Genomic DNA, 19,198 nt, shown 5'->3' with positions numbered 1-19,198 from the left:
GAAAATGAAAACCTGGTGTGCCGCAATGGCGACAAGCGTACTGTTTCTTGGCGCCGCGCAGGCTCAATCGTATATTTACAAAGACCTGACGCCCGACACCGGTGGGGTCGCGAGGGCAATCAACAACAAGGGCCAGATCGTGGGTTCCAGCTACATCGCAGGCGTCGGCGTCCATGCGACGCTGTGGAGCGTATCGACCTCCACCGGCCTCGGCTCACTCGGCCCGAACGGCAGCGCCGCCAGGGCGATCAATGGCAATGGCCAGACCGTTGGGTACTCCATGTTCCCGTCCTCTGTTCTGACAGCCACCACCTGGGATACTGCGACCGGGACCGCGCACGCTCTCGCGTCCGGCGTTGCAAGCAATGCGAAGGCGATTAACACCGCAGGCCAAATCGCCGGCAATACAACAGCAGAAGATGGCTCCTCAACGGCGACGATCTGGAGCGGCAACCGCACGACCTACCTGGCGACACTGGGCGGCAACGGCGCAGCCACCGGCATCAATGATCACGGACTGGTGGTCGGCAACACCTACCTGGACGGAGGTGAACTAGTGCACGCCACCGTTTGGAATGGCAAGGGCGTCAGCGAACTAGGCACACTAGGAGGCGCCGGCAGCGACGCGGAAGCGGTGAATAACAACGGCAGGATAGTCGGCGCCTCCCAACGGGTAGACGGCAGCTGGCAAGCGACGCTCTGGAACGGCGACAAGATCACCAATCTGGGGGCGCCCGGCAACGATGGCGGACAGGCTTGGGCGATCAACAACCGCGACCAAGTCGTCGGCTACACCTACGGGGACACCAACATCAACAGCCGCACCTGGCGCGCAACGCTGTGGGATGGCGGACGGATGATCGATCTCAACAACTTTCTCGACAGCGATTCCAGGGAGGCGGGCTGGGTGCTGACGCAGGCATACGGTATCAACGACAACGGCGCGATTGTCGGCGAGGCCATCAACTTCCTGACCTCCAGCCGACATGCCTTCATGCTGTCAGTCAGTGCAGTGCCAGAGCCAACAACGTACGTCTCGCTGTTGTTCGGCTTGGCCTGCCTAGCCATGGTCAACGGCCGCCGCAATTGGCGGCGCGAAAAAAAACGGGCTTGAAAGCCCGTTTTTTCGCGTGAAGCAACGACCGGCGATTAACGCTGGTCCAGCGGCTTGACGTCGCGGGTGGTCGAACCGACGAACAGCTGGCGTGGACGGCCGATTTTCTGTTCCGGATCGGCGATCATTTCGTTCCACTGGGCGATCCAGCCGATGGTGCGGGCCATGGCGAAGATACCGGTGAACAGCGACACTGGAATGCCCAGCGCGGACTGCACGATGCCCGAGTAGAAGTCGACGTTCGGGTACAGCTTGCGCGACACGAAGTACTCGTCGTTCAACGCAATCTTTTCCAGTTCCATCGCCAGCTTGAACAGTGGGTCGTCTTGCAGGCCCAGCTCTTCCAGCACTTCGTAGCAGGTTTCGCGCATCAGTTTTGCACGCGGATCGAAGTTCTTGTACACGCGGTGACCGAAGCCCATCAGCTTGACGCCGGAGTTCTTGTCTTTCACCTGAGCGATGAAGGCAGGAATGTTCTCGACGGTGCCGATTTCCTTCAGCATGTTCAATGCCGCTTCGTTGGCGCCGCCGTGGGCAGGGCCCCACAGGCAGGCGATACCGGCAGCGATACAGGCGAACGGATTCGCGCCCGACGAACCGGCCAGACGGACGGTCGAGGTCGATGCGTTCTGCTCGTGGTCCGCGTGCAGGATCAGGATGCGGTCCAGCGCGCGCACCAGCACGTCGTTGACCTTGTATTCTTCGCATGGATTGCCGAACATCATGCGCATGAAGTTGGCGCTGTACGACAGGTCGTTGCGTGGGTACACGAACGGCTGGCCGATCGAGTATTTGTACGCCATCGCCACCAGGGTAGGCATCTTGGCGATCAGACGGATGGCCGACACTTCACGGTGCTTGGCATCGTTGATGTCGAGCGAGTCGTGGTAGAACGAAGCCAGCGCGCCGACGGTGCCGACCAGTACCGACATCGGGTGCGCGTCGCGGCGGAAGCCGCGGAAGAAGAATTGCATCTGCTCGTGGACCATGGTGTGCTTGGTCACGGTTTCCACGAATTCGGCTTTCTCGACCTTGTTCGGCAGTTCGCCGTTCAACAGCAGGTAGCACGATTCCAGGAAGTCGGCGTTCACGGCCAGCTGCTCGATCGGGTAGCCGCGGTACAGCAGCTCGCCCTTGTCGCCATCGATGTAGGTGATCGACGAGTTGCATGCCGCAGTCGACATGAAGCCTGGATCGTAGGTGAACTTGCCGGTGCCGGCGTACAGTTTGCGGATGTCGATCACGTCAGGACCGACGGTGCCTTTGTAGATCGGGAATTCTACCGATGGGCTGCCATCGGAAAACGATAGGGTGGCTTTGTTATCAGAGGTGTTCATGGACTCTTCCTTCTTGGAGAGATGCGGCAAATAAAAAAAACGAAACTTTTCTGGGTGTGTCGTTACGCGCGACGCAGTCGCTGCAGCAGTGCGTGCACATGCGGCAGGTCGACCTCGCCTTGGGGCTCCTTGCGGGCCAGTACCAGATCCATCAGGTCATTGTCCGACAAATCGAGGAGCCGCGTGAACGCGTCCACTTCTTCGTCGGTCAATTCGGTTTCATGCGCATCGAGAAAACGGGTCAGGATAATGTCGTTTTCCAGCAGGCCCCGGCGGGAACGCCACCGCAGGCGTGCTCGGTTGGCGGGGTCGGCCTGATGCGCTGAGCTGTTCGGTTCAGTCATATGGATGTGCTACTTTATACGAAAACGGGCGGCGAGGCCGCCGCCCGTGTGGTGCCGCTTAGATCGCGCGGCGGACCATCAATTCCTTGATCTTGCCGATCGCCTTGTTCGGGTTCAGACCCTTAGGGCAAACGTCGACGCAGTTCATGATCGAGTGGCAACGGAACAGGCGGTAAGGATCTTCCAGGTTGTCCAGGCGCGCGCCGGTGGCTTCGTCGCGCGAGTCGGCGATGAAGCGGTAGGCTTGCAGCAGGCCGGCCGGGCCGACGAACTTGTCCGGATTCCACCAGAACGATGGGCACGACGTCGAGCAGCAGGCGCACAGGATGCACTCGTACAGGCCGTCGAGCTCTTCGCGCTCGGTCGGCGATTGCAGGCGTTCTTTTTCTGGACGGATCGAATCGTTGATCAGGTAAGGCTTGATCGAATCGTACTGCTTGAAGAACTGGGTCATGTCGACGATCAGGTCGCGGATCACCGGCAGGCCTGGCAGCGGGCGCAGCACGATAGGCTCGCTCAGCTCGTTCAGGTTGGTGGTGCAGGCCAGGCCGTTTTTACCGTTGATGTTCATCGCGTCCGAACCGCACACGCCTTCGCGGCACGAGCGGCGCAGGGCCAGCGAGTCGTCGACGTCGGACTTGATGCGCTGCAGTGCGTCGAGCAGCATCTTGTCGGTGTCTTTCAGCTCGACCGTCACGTCCTGCATGTACGGCTTGGCGTCCTGGTCCGGATCGTAACGATAAATTTTCAGTTTGAGAGTGCGTGCCATGTTCTAGCCCTTAGAAAGTACGTGGTTTCGGTTTGAAGGTATCAACCGTCAATGGCTTGGTAACGACCGCTTTGTATTCCAGTCGGTTGCCTTCCGAATACCACAGGGTGTGCTTCATCCAGTTGTCGTCGTCGCGTTGCGGGAAATCGTTGTGGGCGTGGGCGCCGCGCGATTCCTTGCGGGCCACGGCCGACGTGATCGTCGCTTTCGCGGTTTCGATCAGGTTGTCCAGTTCCAGCGCTTCGACGCGCGCGGTGTTGAACACCATGGATTTGTCCTTGAACGACACGTGCTTGCGACGCTCGTCGAGCACCATGATTTCCTTGGCGCCCTGGGTCAGCATTTCGTCGGTACGGAACACGCCGCAGTACTTCTGCATCGTGGCGCGGATGTCGTTGGCGACGCCCTGCACTTTTTCCGAGCCGGTCGAGGTTTCCAGCTTGTTCAGGCGGCCCAGCGCGAAGTCGGCGGCGTCCTTCGGCAGAGGCTTGTTCTCTTTCTGCTTCAGGTTGGACGCGACCACGTGGTTGCCGGCAGCGCGGCCGAAGACCAGCAAGTCCAGCAGCGAGTTGGTGCCCAGGCGGTTGGCGCCGTGCACCGAGACGCAGGCGCATTCGCCGATCGCGTACAGGCCGTTGACGACCTTCTGCGAACCGTCGGCGCCAGGCGTGACGACCTGGCCGTGGATGTTGGTTGGAATACCGCCCATCTGGTAGTGGATGGTTGGCACGACCGGGATCGGTTCCTTGGTCGCGTCGACGTTGGCGAACTTGTGGCCGATTTCCAGAATCGACGGCAGGCGCTTGGCGATGGTGTCGGCGCCGATGTGGCGCAGGTCCAGCATGACGTGATCCTTGTTCGGACCGCAGCCGCGGCCTTCCTTGATCTCCTGGTCCATCGAGCGCGACACGAAGTCGCGCGGCGCCAGATCCTTCAGCGTCGGAGCGTAGCGCTCCATGAAGCGTTCGCCTTCGGAGTTGATCAGGATACCGCCCTCGCCGCGTACACCCTCGGTGATCAGGACGCCCGCGCCGGCCACGCCGGTCGGGTGGAACTGCCAGAACTCCATGTCCTGCAGCGGCAGGCCGGCGCGTGCCGCCATGCCCATGCCGTCGCCGGTGTTGATGAAGGCGTTGGTCGATGCGGCGAAGATGCGGCCTGCGCCGCCGGTGGCGAAGATGGTGGTCTTCGCTTCCAGGATCATCGTTTCGCCGGTTTCCATTTCCAGTGCCACCACGCCGACCACGTCGCCTTCGGCGTCGCGGATGATGTCGATCGCCATCCACTCAACGAAGAAGTGGGTGCGGGCGCGGACGTTGCGCTGGTACAGCGTGTGCAGCAGTGCGTGGCCGGTACGGTCGGCCGCGGCGCAGGCGCGCTGCACGGCTTTCTCGCCGAAGTTGGCGGTGTGGCCGCCGAACGGACGCTGGTAGATGGTGCCGTCAGGATTGCGGTCGAACGGCATGCCGAAGTGTTCCAGCTCGTAGACGACCTTCGGTGCTTCGCGGCACATGAATTCGATCGCATCCTGGTCGCCCAGGTAGTCGCCGCCCTTGACGGTGTCGAACATGTGCCAGAACCAGTTGTCTTCCGCCATATTGCCCAGCGATGCGCCGATGCCGCCCTGCGCCGCCACGGTGTGCGAACGGGTAGGGAAAACTTTCGACAGCACCGCCACGTTCAGACCGGCTTCAGCCAGTTGCAGGGATGCGCGCATGCCGGAGCCGCCGGCGCCGACGATTACCGCGTCAAAGCGGCGGGTAGGGATTGCAGATTTGATAGCTGCCACGATTACACACTCCAGAGTATCTGTACCGACCAAACGGCACAAGCGACCAACCACAGGATGGTGGCGATTTGCAGGGTCAGGCGAAGGCCGACGGCTTTGACGTAGTCCATCCAGATGTCGCGCACGCCAATCCAGGCGTGGAAGAACAGGCCGAACAGGGTCACGGCGCTGATCAGCTTGAACCATTGTTGCGCGAACAGGCCAGCCCAGCCTTCATAGGTGAAGTTCTGGCCGGTCAGGAAGGAAATCAGCAGGATAGCGGTGTACAGCACCATCATCACGGCGGTCACGCGTTGTGCCAGCCAATCGCGCATGCCGTAGCCGGCGCCGACGACCAGGCGTTTTGGACCAATATTGTTATTTGCCATCTCAGAAAACTCCAAACAATTTGAGGGCGACGATCGCGGTCAGCGTCAGGCTGACGACCAGCACGCCAACGGACGATTTGCGGGCGGAATCCTTGTCCAGGCCGATGTGGGCATCCATCACCAGGTGGCGCACGCCAGCGCAGAAGTGATGCATATAACCCCAGACCAGGGCCAGGATGATCAGTTTGACCAGCGGGTAGGAAACAATCCCCTGGTAGTAGGCGAAGGAGATCTCGGAGCGCAAGCTCTGCTCCAACAGATAAAGCACGAAAGGCAGCAGTGCAAACATCATGAAGCCGCTGATGCGGTGCAGGATGGATACAATACTCGCCAAAGGCATGCGGTAGTTGGACAATTCGGTAACATGAATGTTACGGAACTCCGGCCGTTCTTTTTTTGGGGTTTCCCTTACGGCTTCTGACATAACAAGACCTCCTAAGCTTAAACAAAAATATCGAGACTGCGATTTTCGCCGATTTTCGCACTCATAACCAATATCTATTGTTACATATAACTAAAATAGTGTTTGGCGACACTATGCGACGGCTACTTTCTGTAGCTCAACGTATTATCAGCGCAACAATGCTACCGGGGTGTGACGGCGCCCTGTTCGCGCTGCCTGAAGCGGGTGTCAAGCTGCTCCAGGGTCTCCTAATTCAACTCATTGTGATAATGATGGCGCTCGGTGGAGTACAAGCCACGGCGCAATTCCACCGCCTTGTCGCCATAGGTGAACGACACACGCTCGGACGCCAGCAAGGGCGTATTGACGGGAACATGCAGCAATTCGGCGTCATCGGCGCCGGCGCAGACGGCGCGGATCTTTTCCGTCGCGCGTATCATGCGGGTGCCGAATTCGGATTCGAACAGGCCGTACATCGGGCCCTTGTATTCCACCAGGCGCTCGGCGGTCAGTCCCTTGAAGGTCATGCCCGGCAACCACAGCTCCTCGACGATGGTCGGCAGGCTGTCGAACGATTGCACACGCTTGATGAAGATGACGGCGTCGCCGGACTTCAGGTCGAGCAGGCGCGCCACGTCGGCCGGCGCGCGCATGCGCTTGACTTCGATGAATTTGCTTTCGGGGTAGTGCGGCACGCCCTCGTCGGGCATCAGGCGCAGGAAGCGGAAATGGGCGCGCGCCTCATGGTGGGTGGACACGAAGGTGCCCTTGCCCTGCTTGCGCATCACCAGGTTTTCCGCCGCCAGTTCGTCGATCGCCTTACGCACCGTGCCCTGGCTGACTTTGAAGCGGTTGGCCAGCTCCACCTCGCTGGGGATCAATTCACCCGGTTTCCACTCGCCCGATTGCAGGCTTTGCGTGATGAGCGCCTTGATTTGCTGGTACAGTGGGGAGAAAGTCGGCGACGGCGCGGCTGCGGAGCCCGCAGACGGTTCGGCAGCCCCGCCGTTGCTGACGGTGGAATTGCTGTTCGGATTGGGCGGGACGGAATTCATAGACCAAGATTTCACCACAAATGCCCGGTGCCGTCCAGCAAAAACAAGCAATAACTTATCTGTCTTATATAAGACATAAGATAGGATTGACAGATACCTGCCACACGCCTACACTCCCCGGCGAGACGCATTAGCTAACGCCTCGGCAACCATTCTAAGCGCTCAATTTGCAGTATGATTACGATTTCCCGGACCGGCACCGGTCCAGCTTCGAGAACGTTTTAATTCCCACTTTGGAGATTCATCATGGCTAAAACCCCAATGCGTGTCGCTGTCACCGGCGCCGCCGGTCAAATCGGTTACGCTCTGCTGTTCCGCATCGCCAACGGCGACATGCTGGGCAAAGACCAACCAGTCATTCTGCAATTGCTGGAAATCGCCGACGAGAAAGCCCAGAAAGCACTCAAGGGCGTCATGATGGAAATCGACGACTGCGCCTTCCCGCTGCTGACCGAGATGACCGCCCACTCCGACCCGATGACCGCCTTCAAGGATGTCGATCACGCAGTGCTGGTTGGCGCCCGTCCACGCGGCCCAGGCATGGAACGTAAAGACCTGCTGGAAGCGAACGCCCAGATCTTCACCGTACAAGGCAAGGCGCTGGACGCTGTCGCATCGCGCAACGTCAAAGTACTGGTGGTCGGCAACCCAGCCAACACCAACGCCTACATCGCCATGAAATCGGCGCCTTCGCTGCCGGCCAAGAACTTCACCGCCATGCTGCGCCTGGACCACAACCGCGCGCTGTCGCAAGTGGCTGCCAAGACCGGCACCGCCGTCAAGGACATCGAAAAGCTGTGCGTATGGGGCAACCACTCGCCTACCATGTACGCCGACTACCGTTTCGCTACCGTGAACGGCAAGGCCGTCAAGGACCTGATCAACGACCAGGAATGGAACGCCAACACCTTCCTGCCAACCGTCGGCAAGCGCGGCGCAGCGATCATCGAAGCACGCGGCCTGTCGTCGGCAGCATCGGCAGCCAACGCCGCCATCGACCACATGCACGACTGGCACGTCGGCACCGCCGGCAAGTGGACCACCATGGGCGTTCCTTCGGATGGTTCGTATGGCATCCCTGAAGGCACCATGTTCGGCTTCCCGGTGACCACCGAAAACGGCGAATACAAAATCGTCCAGGGCCTGGAAATCGACGCCTTCTCGCAAGAGCGCATCAACCTGACGCTGAAAGAACTGACCGAAGAGCGCGAAGGCGTCAAGCACCTGCTGCCAGCCTAAGTTCTGACACCACCCGCAAGTGGAACCGGTTAAACCACCGATCCGCCGCACCCGCCGCGCTGCCGAGAGCAGCGCGGTGTCTGTATCTACTCAAGATTCCCGCATGCACCCATCCGAGGTTTTATTCCAGGGCAATCGCCAGCCGCTGCTGCTGCCGGCCTGCGACCATTACGCCGGCTCCGAAAAGCTGATGCGCAAATCGATCGCCCTGCAACAAGAGCTTGGCCCCCTGTTCGACATCACCCTCGATTGCGAAGACGGCGCCAGCGCCGGCAACGAGGAAGCCCACGCCCGCCTGGTGGCGGAACTGCTGCTGTCGGACGATAACAAATTCAACCGCATCGGCGCCCGCGTGCACGATGTCGCCAGCCCGTTCTTCGCGCAGGACGTGGAGATCATCTGCGCCGCCGCCCAGCGCCTGGCCTATATCGTGCTGCCCAAGGTGCACGGCGCCAAGGAAGTGGCGGCCGCCATCAAGTTGATCAACACCCACGCCGCCAAGGCCGGCCGCAAGGACCTGCCGGTGCACGTGCTGATCGAAACCCACGGCGCGCTGCGCGAAGCCTACGACATCGCCGCCCTGCCCCAGGTGCAGTGCCTGTCGTTCGGCATCATGGATTTCGTCTCCTCGCACTACGGCGCGATTCCCGCCAACGCGATGCGCACGCCGGGCCAGTTCACGCACCCGCTGGTGGTGCGCGCCAAGCTGGAGATCGCCGCCGCCTGCCACGCGCACGGCAAGGTGCCGTCGCATAACGTGACCACCGAAATCAAGGACACGGCGGTCGCCGCCAACGATGCCCAGCGCGCCGCCGCCGAATTCGGCTACACGCGCATGTGGAGCATCCACCCGAACCAGATCAAACCAATTATCAAGACCTTCACGCCGCGCCTGTCCGAGGTCAGCGAGGCGGCCGCCATCCTGCTTGAAGCAGAGGCGAAGCAATGGGGGCCAATTTCCCAAAACGGGCGCTTGCATGACCGTGCAAGCTACAGATACTATTGGACCGTTTTACAGCGCGCCAAGCTGGCCGGGCTGAGCTTGCCCGAGTCCGCCACCACGCTGATGAACGGCAGCCCCACCGACCCCACACTGGAAACACCATGACGTCCATCTCCAAACTACTCCTGGCCTGCAGCTTCGCGCTGGCCTCCATGACCCTGGCCGCCGGCGCGCAAGCGCAGAGCACCGAGCCAGCCAAGAAATCCGTCAAGAAGGCGGGCAAGTCCAAAGCCGCCGCCAAGCCGGTCGAAACCAAGGCGCCGGATGAAGACGCCGACGAGCCGGCCGTCACCGACGCGGCCGTGACCGACTTCGACTGCGAACTGGGCAACAAGATCACCATCTACGCCAACACCAACGACGAAGCGCACATCGCGCTGCGCTGGAAGAAGCGCCTGCACCGCCTGACCCGCGTGGGCACCACCACCGGCGCGCAGCGTTTCGAAAACCGCTTGTACGGCCTGATCTGGATCGGCATTCCGGCCAAGGGCATGCTGCTGGACTCCAAGCAGAACCGCCAGCTGGCCAATGAATGCCGCAACGCCGAGCAACTGAAGCCGGTCGCCCCGAGCGCCACCGAGCCGACCAGCACCAAGATCACGATTCAGTAATACCGTTTTAGATTCAAACCAACCCCAAACCGAAGGGGTCTGACCCCATGCGGGGTCAGACCCCGGCCGCAGCGAAGTGCGGGGTGGTCTAGTTCCAAAGGGGCGCGCCGGCACGGGCGCCAGCACCACGGTTTTAACTTCAATAATAGACGATACCCACGAAGGAGAGGTCATGTCCCGCAACACTCTGAACACGCTTAAGGATTTCAACATTTCCGGCAAAAAGGGCAAGTTCTACTCCCTGCCAGCCCTGGAAAAGAGCCTGGGCGCCAAAATCTCCCGCCTGCCGGTATCGATCCGTGTTGTGCTGGAATCCGTGCTGCGTAACTGCGACGGCAAAAAAGTCACCGAAGAACACGTCAAGCAGCTGGCCAACTGGGGCGCGACCGCCGACCGTACCGACGAAATCCCGTTCGTAGTCGCCCGCGTGGTGCTGCAGGACTTCACCGGCGTACCACTGCTGGCCGACCTGGCCGCGATGCGCAACGTCGCCTACAAGATGGGCATCAACGCCAAGAAGATCGAACCGCTGGTCCCAGTTGACCTGGTGGTCGACCACTCGGTCACCATCGATCACTTCCGTGAAAAAGGCGCGCTGGACCTGAACATGAAGCTGGAATTCTCGCGCAACAACGAGCGCTACCAGTTCATGAAGTGGGGCATGCAAGCCTTCGACACCTTCGGCGTCGTGCCTCCCGGCTTCGGCATCGTCCACCAGGTCAACCTGGAATACCTGGCGCGCGGCGTGCACAAGACCGCTGACGGCGTCTACTACCCGGACACCCTGGTCGGCACCGACTCGCACACCACCATGATCAACGGCATCGGCGTGGTCGGCTGGGGCGTGGGCGGCATCGAGGCGGAAGCCGGCATGCTGGGCCAGCCAGTCTACTTCCTGACCCCGGACGTGATCGGCGTGAACCTGACCGGCATCCTGCGCGAAGGCTGCACCGCGACCGATCTGGTACTGACCATCACCGAACTGCTGCGCAAGGAAAAAGTCGTCGGCAAGTTCGTCGAGTTCTTCGGCGAAGGCACCGAGACGCTGTCGCTGACCGACCGCGCCACCATCGCCAACATGGCGCCTGAATACGGCGCGACCATGGGCTTCTTCCCGGTTGACGACGCCACCATCGAATACTTCGAAGGCACCGGCCGCACCAAGGACGAAATCGCCGCCTTCGCCGCCTACTTCAAGGCCCAGGGCCTGTACGGCGTGCCCAAGGCCGGCGACATCGACTACACCCGCGTGGTGGAACTGAACCTGACCAGCGTTACGCCTTCCCTGGCTGGCCCTAAGCGTCCACAGGATCGTATCGAAATCGGCAACGTCAAGAACAACTTCACCGAACTGTTCTCGAAGCCGACCACCGACAACGGCTTCAACAAAAAAGCCGAAGACCTGAACAAGACCTACACCACCACCAACGGCGTGAACGTGAAAAACGGCGACGTGCTGATCGCTGCGATCACCTCGTGCACCAACACCTCGAACCCGAGCGTGCTGCTGGCCGCCGGCCTGCTGGCGAAGAAAGCTGTCGAAGCCGGCCTGACCGTCGCTCCGCACATCAAGACCTCGCTGGCGCCTGGCTCGCGCGTGGTGACCGAGTACCTGACCGCCGCCGGCCTGCTGCCATACATGGAGCAACTGGGCTTCGGCGTGACCGCCTACGGTTGCACCACCTGCATCGGTAACGCCGGCGACCTGACCCCGGAACTGAACGCCGCCATCAGCAACAACGATATCGTCGCTTCGGCCGTGCTGTCCGGTAACCGCAACTTCGAAGCGCGGATTCACCCGAACATTCGCTCGAACTTCCTGGCATCGCCACCGCTGGTGGTGGCCTACGCCATCGCCGGCAACATGACCGTCGACCTGATGACCCAGCCAGTTGGCAAGGGCAAGGACGGCAAGGACGTGTACCTGGGCGACATCTGGCCGACCTCGAAAGAGATCGCCAAGCTGATGAAGTTCGCGATGAACTCGAAAGTGTTCAAGTCGAACTACGCCGACGTCAAGGGCAACCCGGGCAAGCTGTGGGAACATGTGTCGTCGACCGAAGGCAATGTCTACAACTGGCCTGCATCGACCTACATCGCCGAGCCGCCGTTCTTCGACGGCTTCGAGATGGTCCCGAAAGCGGCCGCCACCGGCATCACCGGCGCGCGCGCGCTGGGCGTGTTCGGCGATTCGATCACCACCGACCACATCTCCCCTGCCGGCTCGATCAAGGAAGACGGTCCAGCGGGCAAATGGCTGCTGGCCAACGGCGTGATGAAGGCGGACTTCAACTCCTACGGCTCGCGTCGCGGCAACCACGAGATCATGATGCGCGGCACCTTCGCCAACGTGCGCATCAAGAACCGCATGATTCCTGCCAAGGCGGACGGTTCGGCGGTTGAAGGCGGCATCACGATTCACCAGCCGACCGGCGAACAGCTGTCGATCTACGACGCGGCGATGAAGTATGTTGCTGAAGGCACGCCAACCATGGTGTTCGGCGGCGAAGAGTACGGCACCGGCTCGTCGCGCGACTGGGCAGCCAAGGGCACCCAGCTGCTGGGCGTGAAGGCTGTGATCGTGCGTTCGTTCGAACGTATCCACCGCTCGAACCTGGTCGGCATGGGCGTGCTGCCGCTGCAATTCATCGGCAACGACAGCGTTGAATCGCTGGGCATCACCGGCAAGGAAGTCTACGACCTGAAGGGCCTGGAAGGCGAGATCAAGCCACAGCAACTGGCTACCCTGGTCATCCATCGCGAAGGCAAGCCGGCACAGGAAGTCAAAGTGCTGCTGCGTATCGACACCCCGATCGAAGTCGACTACTACAAGCATGGCGGTATCCTGCCATTCGTGCTGCGTCAGCTGCTGGCTGCTTAATTCTTTAAGCTCCACCTAAAAAACGCCCTGCGGCCTCGGCCCCAGGGCGTTTTTTTATTTCACGCCATTGCAATCCGGCGTGCCGTTGGCCTGCTTCAGGTAGGCGGCCGCGCCGCCGGCCAGCGCCAGCAGCGTGGCCGCCAAGAGCGTCCTCATCACACTCACGACATGAAGGCCGACGGCACCGGCGAAGCGCAGCACGTCTTCCTGCGATTGCAGCTTGTCGGGTCGGGAAGGCATATCTGGCCTTGGCCGCCACCGGATGGCCCAGGAACGTCCGGGGAAAGCGGAAGGCTGGGATGGTCTTGCATGCCGGGGCTTCCCGTCTGATAACTGTTTGTGCGGCATTAGATGGCGACCGGGGGCGCCGCGTTCCCGGCTTGCGCAAACTTTGTCGCCGGGCGGCAATTTAGCGCTTCGTTCAGAACTAATATGAGGCTGCCGGGCGAATCAACTACAATACGGTCCATAAGGGTTATCATCTGCATGACTGATCCGCTTTATCCACTTTTATGAGACTCTTATTGCGCTATGCGTCGTCCAAATAAAGATTCATCCCATAAATTGTCTGCCGAGAGCCAGCGCTTGGTCACCTATGCCCTCGCAGTTGGGCAGGCGGCCAGCCGTATCGAAGAGCGGGCCTGGGAACACAGCCTCGATGCGCAGCTCCACAAACTCCTCAAGACCGGTCACCAGGAAACCATCGATTCGACCTTGAACAGCCTGTTCAAGGAAGACCTGAACGCGTACGACGTGTTGATGGATGGCGTGGAAGCGGTCAGCGAGTCGAGCAGCATCACTATCGAAACCGACGGCGTCGCCAAGCAGTACGACGTGCTGCTGGTGGCCGCGCCCATCCTGGCGTGGACCCGCTTCGCCATCGCCTCGGGCGCGATCCCGGCTGATATCCTGAGCACGCTGTCGGCGCACTTCTCGGCCCACCTGCTGGCCGACGGCACGCACATGGCGATGTCGCCGACGCTGTTCTCGATCGACCAGCTGCCGCGCAGCCATGTCGAGACCTATGCCAAGGTGCACAAGCTGGCGCAGGCCGCGCTCAAGGGCACTGTGCTGAAGCCCGACACCAAGGTGCCGGAGACGGCGCCCTTCCTGGCCGACACCCGCTACCTGCTGGTGGCCGTGGTGACGCCGGCGGGCGGCCCGCTGTTCCGCTGGCAGATGCCGGCCAACCAGGCCAACTTCGTGACCGAACGCACCAACGCGCTGGAGCAGTGGCGCGCGCAGGTCACGCCGACCATCAACCGTTTGCTGCCGGGTTGCGGCGTCGAGCTGCTGCTGCCGGAGGCTTACTACATGGCCTGCCGCGAGGCGGACAAATTGATCCGCCCGGTGTCGATCCGCGCTGCCGTGCATTACCTGACGCATACGCTGGCGGTCGAGCCGTCCGAACTGCGCGCGGTGATCGCCGGCTTCGGCGAGGAAAACGCCGACGGCCAGATCGACGAATACCGCGTGGCGTTCACGCAGCGTTCGTCGCCGGACGTGATCTACGGCGTGGTGTGGCCGCTGTACGGGCAGGAAGATGAGGAAGGCACGCCGCCGGAAGGTCCGCTGCAAGGCGGTCCGGGCGGCATCGTGCAGCAGCCGGTGACGCCGGTGGAGGAAATCATCAACAACCTGAACGAGGCCGGCATCACGCAGATCAAGAAGCACAGCGAGCGTTTCGTGGCCGAGTTCTGCGACGATTGCGGCGCGCCGCTGTTTGCCGACCCGGTCGGCGAACTGGCGCACGCGGAAATGCCCGAGGATACGCCTAGCGGCACCGAGCACTTCCACTGATGAAAAAAAGGCGGGGTCAGTTCCGGCAACGTGCCACGCGTGGCACGTTGCCGGAACTGACCCCGCCTTTTTCTTATTTTTTTGGTGCCGGCAGTGGTTGCGGCAAGTAGATGATAATGGGCTGCGGCTGCTGGGCGGCCATCTGCATGGCCGCCGATTGCGCCTGCGGCTTCAAAATCTGACCGAGCGTGATGCCGAGTCCGCCAAAACCGATAAACAAGCCGATCAGGCTGGCAACCATCCACTTATGCGTATCCGCCGACATCTTGTGCATTTCGGCACGCAAAGCCTCAATGTCCGCCTTCGTCGCCAGCGTCGGCAGGATGGCATTGTAGTGCGCCTCAAGTACGGCAAATCGCTCGTTGTCCATCTAACCAGCTTAGTACAAATCCTGAGCGCTACCAAGCCGAAAACGGATGCTTTATCAGGCTCGAGTTGAGGTAGCGCAGGTCATCCGTGACTTCGTCGCCGATCCAGTCCGGCTTGTCGAAGACCTGGTCTTCCGAGCTCAATTCGATCTCGGCCACGACCAGTCCGGCGTTCGCGCCGAGGAACTCGTCGACCTCCCACACGTTGCCCGCGTAGCTGATGCAGCGACGGTATTTTTCGATCAGCGGCTGTTCGCACAAACGGTCCAGCAACTCGGCGGCGTCGGCCATCGGGATCGGATACTCCCACTCGCCGCGGGTGGCGCCGACGTTGCGGCCCTTGATCGTCATCACCGCCCGATCGCCCTCAATGCGCACCCGCACCACGCGGTCTTTGTGCGACGACAGATAGCCCTGGCGAAAAAACACCGGCTCGCCAAGACTTTTCCACGCATCGCCGCGCAGCAGGAACTTGCGCTCGATTTCAATGCCCATCTCAGGCGTCCAGCGACAGCAGGATAGGCTGCAGGATGGACGCGCCCAGCGCCGCGCTGCGGGCGCCGTTCCAGCCCACGTGCGGGTCCGGCAGGTCGGCGTTGTCCTTGAACGGCATCTCCAGCGTCAGCGCCAGGCAGCCGAAGTGGTGGCCGACGTACTTGGACGCCAGGGTCAGCATGTCTTCCTTGTACTTGCTGGCGGCGTAGCCGTATTTGTCCTGGAAGTCCGGGCTGGCGTTCTTGTAGCGGTCGATGAAGGCCTGCTGCTTGACGCGGCGCTCTTCGCTGAAGTTCTCCAGCATCTCGTTGCCGGCCACGAAGTTGTACGGCAGCGCCTCGTCGCCGTGGATGTCGAAGAACATGTCGATGCCGGTTTCGTGCATCTTCTGCTTCACGACCAGCACTTCCGGGCTGCGCTCGACCGATGGCGTCATCCACTCGCGATTGAGGTTGGCGCCCGAGGCGTTGGTGCGCAGGTTGCCGCGCACCGAGCCGTCCGGGTTCATGTTCGGCACGATGTAGAACACGCAGCGCTGCAGCAGCTTGCGGGCGATCGGATTGGCGTCGTCCAGCAGCGAATCGATCAGGCCTTCGACGAACCACTCGGCCATCGATTCGCCCGGGTGCTGGCGCGCGATGACCCAGATTTTCTTCTCCGCTTCCGGCTTGCCGATGACCACCAGATTCATGTCGCGGCCGTCGATGGTGTTGCCCAGATCCTGCACGCGGGCCAGCGGGTGCTCGGCCACTTCGCCCAGCAGGCGCAGGTGGCGCTCGAACGAATACGGCTCGAAGTAGGCGTAGTAGACGCTGTCGGTTTCCGGCGTGTGCTTGATGGTCATGACCTCGCCGTCGAAGGCGGTCGGCACGCGGAACCAGTTTTCGGTGTCGTAGCTGGCGACGGCCTGGTAGTCCTCGTAACCCTTGGCGTAGGTGGCCTGGCCCGCATTCAGGAAGCGCATGCGCACCTGCTGGCCACGCGCGCCCTGCAGGCGGAAGTGGAACCACTGGTGGATGTCGGCGTGCGAGTCCTTGCGCAGATTCAGTTCGATCTCCGCCGCGCTGTCCGCGCGCAGCACCTCGATGGCGCCGGAGTCGAAGTTTTGGCTGATTTTGATAGTCATGTCGATCCAATATGAAGTGAATGCCGATGACGCTATTTTACCAGCATGCTCCCTTCCGTCTGATAGCGGGCATGCCAGGACAAGGCCTGCTCCAGCACGTGCGGCGTCTGGCCGCCGCGCTTGAGCGCCGCGGCCAGGTAGGCGCGCAGCTGCGGGCGATAGTCGGGATGGGCGCAGTGTTCGATGATCAGCGGCGCCCGTTCGCGCGGCGCCAGGCCGCGCAGGTCGGCCAGGCCCCATTCCGTCACCAGCACGTCGACGTCATGCTCGGTGTGGTCGACATGGGCGGCAAACGGCACCACGCTGGAAATGGCGCCGCCCTTGGCCACCGATTTACTGACGAACATCGAGATCTGGGCGTTGCGCGCGAAATCGCCCGAACCGCCGATGCCGTTCATCATATGCGTGCCGCCGACATGGGTGGAATTGACGTTGCCGTAGATGTCGAACTCCAGCGCCGTGTTCAGCGCGATGAGCCCCAGCCGCCGCACCACCTCGGGATGGTTGCTGATCTCCTGTGGCCGCAGCACGATGCGCTCGCGGTACTGCTCGATGTTGCGGATGAATTTTTCATGCATCGCCGCCGACAGCGTGATCGACGACGCCGACGCCATATCCAGCTGGCCCGAGTCGAGCAGCTCGATCGCGCTGTCCTGCAGCACTTCCGAATACATGGTCATGTGACGGAACGGCGAATCGATCAGGCCATGCAGCACCGCGTTGGCGATGGTGCCTATCCCCGCCTGCAGCGGCCGCAGCTCCGGCCCCATGCGGCCGGCCTTGACTTCGCCCGCGAGGAAGGCGATCACGTGGCGGGCGATGGCGTCGGTCTCGGCGTCCGGCGGCAGCGCGTTCGAGGGGCTGTCCGGGCTGTCGGTGATGACGATGGCGGCGATGCGGTCGGGGTGCACCGGAATCGAGGTCCAGCCCATGCGCTGCCACGGCGCCAGCAAGGGAATCGCGCCCCGGCGCGGACGCGCGCCAGGAATGTAGATGTCGTGGAAGCCCTCCAGCGCCAGCGGCGCGCTCAGGTTGATCTCGACGATCACCTTGTCCGCCTGCTGGGCGAAGTTGGCCGAGTTCCCGACCGACATGGTGGGCACGATGCCGCCGTCCGGCGTGATCGCCACCGCTTCGATGACGGCGATGTCGACCGCCTTCAGGTCGCCCGAGCGCAGCTGCTCCGCCGTCTCCGACAGATGCTGGTCGATGAACATCACCTCGCCGGCGTTGATCTTACGGCGCAGCGCGGCGTCGGCCTGGAACGGCATGCGGCGCGCCACCACGCCGGCGTTGGCCATCAAGCCGTCGCTATCGTTGCCCAGCGAGGCGCCGGTCAACAGGTTCAGGTTCAGCGGCTCGGCGCGGGCGCGCTCGACCAGCGCCAGCGGCAGCGCCTTGGCGTCGCCGGCGCGGGTGAAGCCGCTCATGCCGACGGTCATGCCGCTCTTGAACAGTTTGGCCGCCTGCGCGGCGCTCATCACTTTTCCCATCAGCGCCTGGTGGCGGATACGGTCTTCATACATGGCGATCTCCTCATTCTTTGATTCAGTATAGAATTCGAAGATCAGTCGCTGCATGACTTAAATTCTCACTTTCCAGTCGTATTATTCATGGACCTGCGATCGCTGCGCTACTTCGTCGAAACTGTCCGCCTGAACAGCTTCACCCAGGCGGCGGAGTCGCTGCACGTCACGCAATCGACCATCAGCAAGATGGTGCGCCAGCTGGAGCAGGAAGTCGGCGCCCAGCTGCTGATACGCGACGGCCGCAAGCTGACGCTGACCGACACCGGCAACGTGGTCTACGCGCGCGGCGAGCAGATGCTGGCAACCATGGGCCAGTTGGCGGCGGAAGTGCGCGACACCCAGGCCGCGCGGCGCGGCCAGCTGACGATCGGCATCCCGCCGATGATCAACCTGCTGTTCACGCCTGTGCTCAAGGCCTTCCGCCAGCGCCATCCCGACATCGCGCTGACGCTGAGGGAGGATGCCGGGCAGGCGCTGGAGCGCCAGGTGGCGTCGGGAGAACTGGAGATCGGCATGACGGTGCTGCCGGCCGATCCGCAACTTGATTTGCAGACGGCGCCCATCGCCAGCTACCCGATCTGGGCGCTGGCCGCGCGCGGCACGTTCCAGAAGCACCGCACCACGCTCAAGCTGAAGGCGCTGACCGGCATGCCGCTGGTGCTGCTGAAGGACGATTTCGCGCTGACCCGCAGCCTGCGCCACGCCTTCAGCGCGGCCGGCTTCGAGCCGCAGATCGCCGCGCAAAGCGGCCAGTGGGACTGGCTGGTGGCGATGGCCTCGGCCGGCATGGGCGTGGCGCTGCTGCCGGAGCCGTTCATACACCGGCTGGCGATCGGCCATCTGGACGCGGTGCGGCTGGTGGAACCGGAACTGCAGTGGCAGGCGGCGCATGTGTGGCGCGGCCCCTACCTGTCGCACGCGGCGCGCGCCTGGCTGGACGTGTGCCGCGACGTGCTGCGCGCCTAGC

General features: G+C 62.1%; 19 protein-coding genes. 7 read left to right on the top strand and 12 right to left on the bottom strand.

All coding sequences use genetic code 11. The annotated features are described in order from the left end of the window. Window positions 1-4 precede the first annotated feature (4 nt). Complete coding sequence (locus KVP70_RS26245; RefSeq protein WP_229225111.1) at window positions 5-1,114, top strand: PEP-CTERM sorting domain-containing protein; 1,110 nt, start codon at window positions 5-7, stop codon at window positions 1,112-1,114. A 35-nt stretch (window positions 1,115-1,149) separates the two neighbouring features. On the opposite strand, the gene gltA is transcribed toward KVP70_RS26245, so the two are convergent. The 7 genes from gltA to KVP70_RS26210 all read right to left on the bottom strand — a co-directional run bounded on the left by gltA (window position 1,150) and on the right by KVP70_RS26210 (window position 7,179). Further along, window positions 1,150-2,451 carry a citrate synthase gene (gene gltA, locus KVP70_RS26240; RefSeq protein WP_020701960.1) on the bottom strand — a complete coding sequence of 434 codons (1,302 nt, stop codon included), beginning with the start codon at window positions 2,449-2,451 and terminating at the stop codon, window positions 1,150-1,152. A gap of 62 nt (window positions 2,452-2,513) precedes the next feature. Next, complete coding sequence (locus KVP70_RS26235; protein ID WP_217945365.1) at window positions 2,514-2,795, bottom strand: FAD assembly factor SdhE; 282 nt, start codon at window positions 2,793-2,795, stop codon at window positions 2,514-2,516. Between the two features lie 58 nt (window positions 2,796-2,853). Continuing rightward, entirely contained in the window at window positions 2,854-3,564 is a 711-nt protein-coding gene (locus KVP70_RS26230; protein WP_217945364.1) for a succinate dehydrogenase iron-sulfur subunit, read from the bottom strand. A gap of 10 nt (window positions 3,565-3,574) precedes the next feature. Further along, complete coding sequence (sdhA, locus tag KVP70_RS26225; protein WP_217945363.1) at window positions 3,575-5,353, bottom strand: succinate dehydrogenase flavoprotein subunit; 1,779 nt, start codon at window positions 5,351-5,353, stop codon at window positions 3,575-3,577. Window positions 5,354-5,355: 2 nt separating this feature from the next. After that, window positions 5,356-5,721, bottom strand: coding sequence for a succinate dehydrogenase, hydrophobic membrane anchor protein (gene sdhD, locus KVP70_RS26220; protein ID WP_026334262.1), 366 nt, complete (start codon window positions 5,719-5,721; stop codon window positions 5,356-5,358). A 1-nt stretch (window position 5,722) separates the two neighbouring features. Next, window positions 5,723-6,145: a succinate dehydrogenase, cytochrome b556 subunit gene (sdhC, locus tag KVP70_RS26215; RefSeq protein WP_026334261.1), complete on the bottom strand. Its 423-nt coding sequence runs from the start codon at window positions 6,143-6,145 to the stop codon at window positions 5,723-5,725. Window positions 6,146-6,372: 227 nt separating this feature from the next. Then, entirely contained in the window at window positions 6,373-7,179 is an 807-nt protein-coding gene (locus KVP70_RS26210) for a GntR family transcriptional regulator (RefSeq protein ID WP_217945362.1), read from the bottom strand. A gap of 246 nt (window positions 7,180-7,425) precedes the next feature. Between KVP70_RS26210 and KVP70_RS26205 the strand changes: the two genes are divergently transcribed. From KVP70_RS26205 to acnA, 4 genes are all read left to right on the top strand, one after another. Continuing rightward, a complete protein-coding gene (locus KVP70_RS26205; protein ID WP_217945361.1) occupies window positions 7,426-8,418 on the top strand; it encodes a malate dehydrogenase in 993 nt (330 codons plus the stop codon). A 103-nt stretch (window positions 8,419-8,521) separates the two neighbouring features. Next, a complete protein-coding gene (locus KVP70_RS26200; RefSeq protein WP_217945360.1) occupies window positions 8,522-9,526 on the top strand; it encodes an HpcH/HpaI aldolase/citrate lyase family protein in 1,005 nt (334 codons plus the stop codon). Beyond that, entirely contained in the window at window positions 9,523-10,032 is a 510-nt protein-coding gene (locus tag KVP70_RS26195) for a hypothetical protein (protein WP_229225101.1), read from the top strand. Before KVP70_RS26200 ends, KVP70_RS26195 begins: the two co-directional genes overlap by 4 nt. Before the next feature lie 172 nt (window positions 10,033-10,204). Next, entirely contained in the window at window positions 10,205-12,913 is a 2,709-nt protein-coding gene (acnA, locus tag KVP70_RS26190) for an aconitate hydratase AcnA (protein ID WP_217945359.1), read from the top strand. A gap of 54 nt (window positions 12,914-12,967) precedes the next feature. On the opposite strand, the gene KVP70_RS26185 is transcribed toward acnA, so the two are convergent. Further along, on the bottom strand, window positions 12,968-13,153 hold the full coding sequence (locus KVP70_RS26185; protein ID WP_217945358.1) for a hypothetical protein: 186 nt from the start codon (window positions 13,151-13,153) through the stop codon (window positions 12,968-12,970). A gap of 291 nt (window positions 13,154-13,444) precedes the next feature. Here KVP70_RS26185 and KVP70_RS26180 point away from each other — a divergent pair, with 291 nt between their 5' ends. Further along, on the top strand, window positions 13,445-14,713 hold the full coding sequence (locus KVP70_RS26180; protein WP_217945357.1) for a DUF2863 family protein: 1,269 nt from the start codon (window positions 13,445-13,447) through the stop codon (window positions 14,711-14,713). 73 nt (window positions 14,714-14,786) lie between these two features. Here the strand turns inward: KVP70_RS26180 and KVP70_RS26175 are convergent, their stop codons facing one another. From KVP70_RS26175 to scpC, 4 genes are read right to left on the bottom strand one after another with little or no spacing between them, the layout of a single operon-like run. Continuing rightward, complete coding sequence (locus KVP70_RS26175; protein ID WP_217945356.1) at window positions 14,787-15,083, bottom strand: hypothetical protein; 297 nt, start codon at window positions 15,081-15,083, stop codon at window positions 14,787-14,789. Between the two features lie 28 nt (window positions 15,084-15,111). Then, window positions 15,112-15,576 carry a CYTH domain-containing protein gene (locus tag KVP70_RS26170; RefSeq protein WP_217945355.1) on the bottom strand — a complete coding sequence of 155 codons (465 nt, stop codon included), beginning with the start codon at window positions 15,574-15,576 and terminating at the stop codon, window positions 15,112-15,114. 1 nt (window position 15,577) lies between these two features. Then, window positions 15,578-16,702, bottom strand: coding sequence for a M14 family metallopeptidase (locus tag KVP70_RS26165; protein ID WP_217945354.1), 1,125 nt, complete (start codon window positions 16,700-16,702; stop codon window positions 15,578-15,580). 32 nt (window positions 16,703-16,734) lie between these two features. Beyond that, the gene (gene scpC, locus KVP70_RS26160) at window positions 16,735-18,228 is read right to left on the bottom strand and encodes a succinyl-CoA:acetate CoA-transferase ScpC (RefSeq protein WP_217945353.1); all 1,494 of its coding nucleotides are present in this window, start codon (window positions 18,226-18,228) and stop codon (window positions 16,735-16,737) included. An 87-nt stretch (window positions 18,229-18,315) separates the two neighbouring features. Here scpC and KVP70_RS26155 point away from each other — a divergent pair, with 87 nt between their 5' ends. Then, the gene (locus KVP70_RS26155) at window positions 18,316-19,197 is read left to right on the top strand and encodes a LysR family transcriptional regulator (RefSeq protein ID WP_217945352.1); all 882 of its coding nucleotides are present in this window, start codon (window positions 18,316-18,318) and stop codon (window positions 19,195-19,197) included. The last annotated feature ends 1 nt before the right edge of the window (window position 19,198 follow it).

Source organism: Duganella violaceipulchra (genome assembly GCF_019166075.1).
Lineage (GTDB): Bacteria > Pseudomonadota > Gammaproteobacteria > Burkholderiales > Burkholderiaceae_D > Rugamonas > Rugamonas violaceipulchra.
This window is presented reverse-complemented; position numbering and strand designations above follow the sequence as displayed.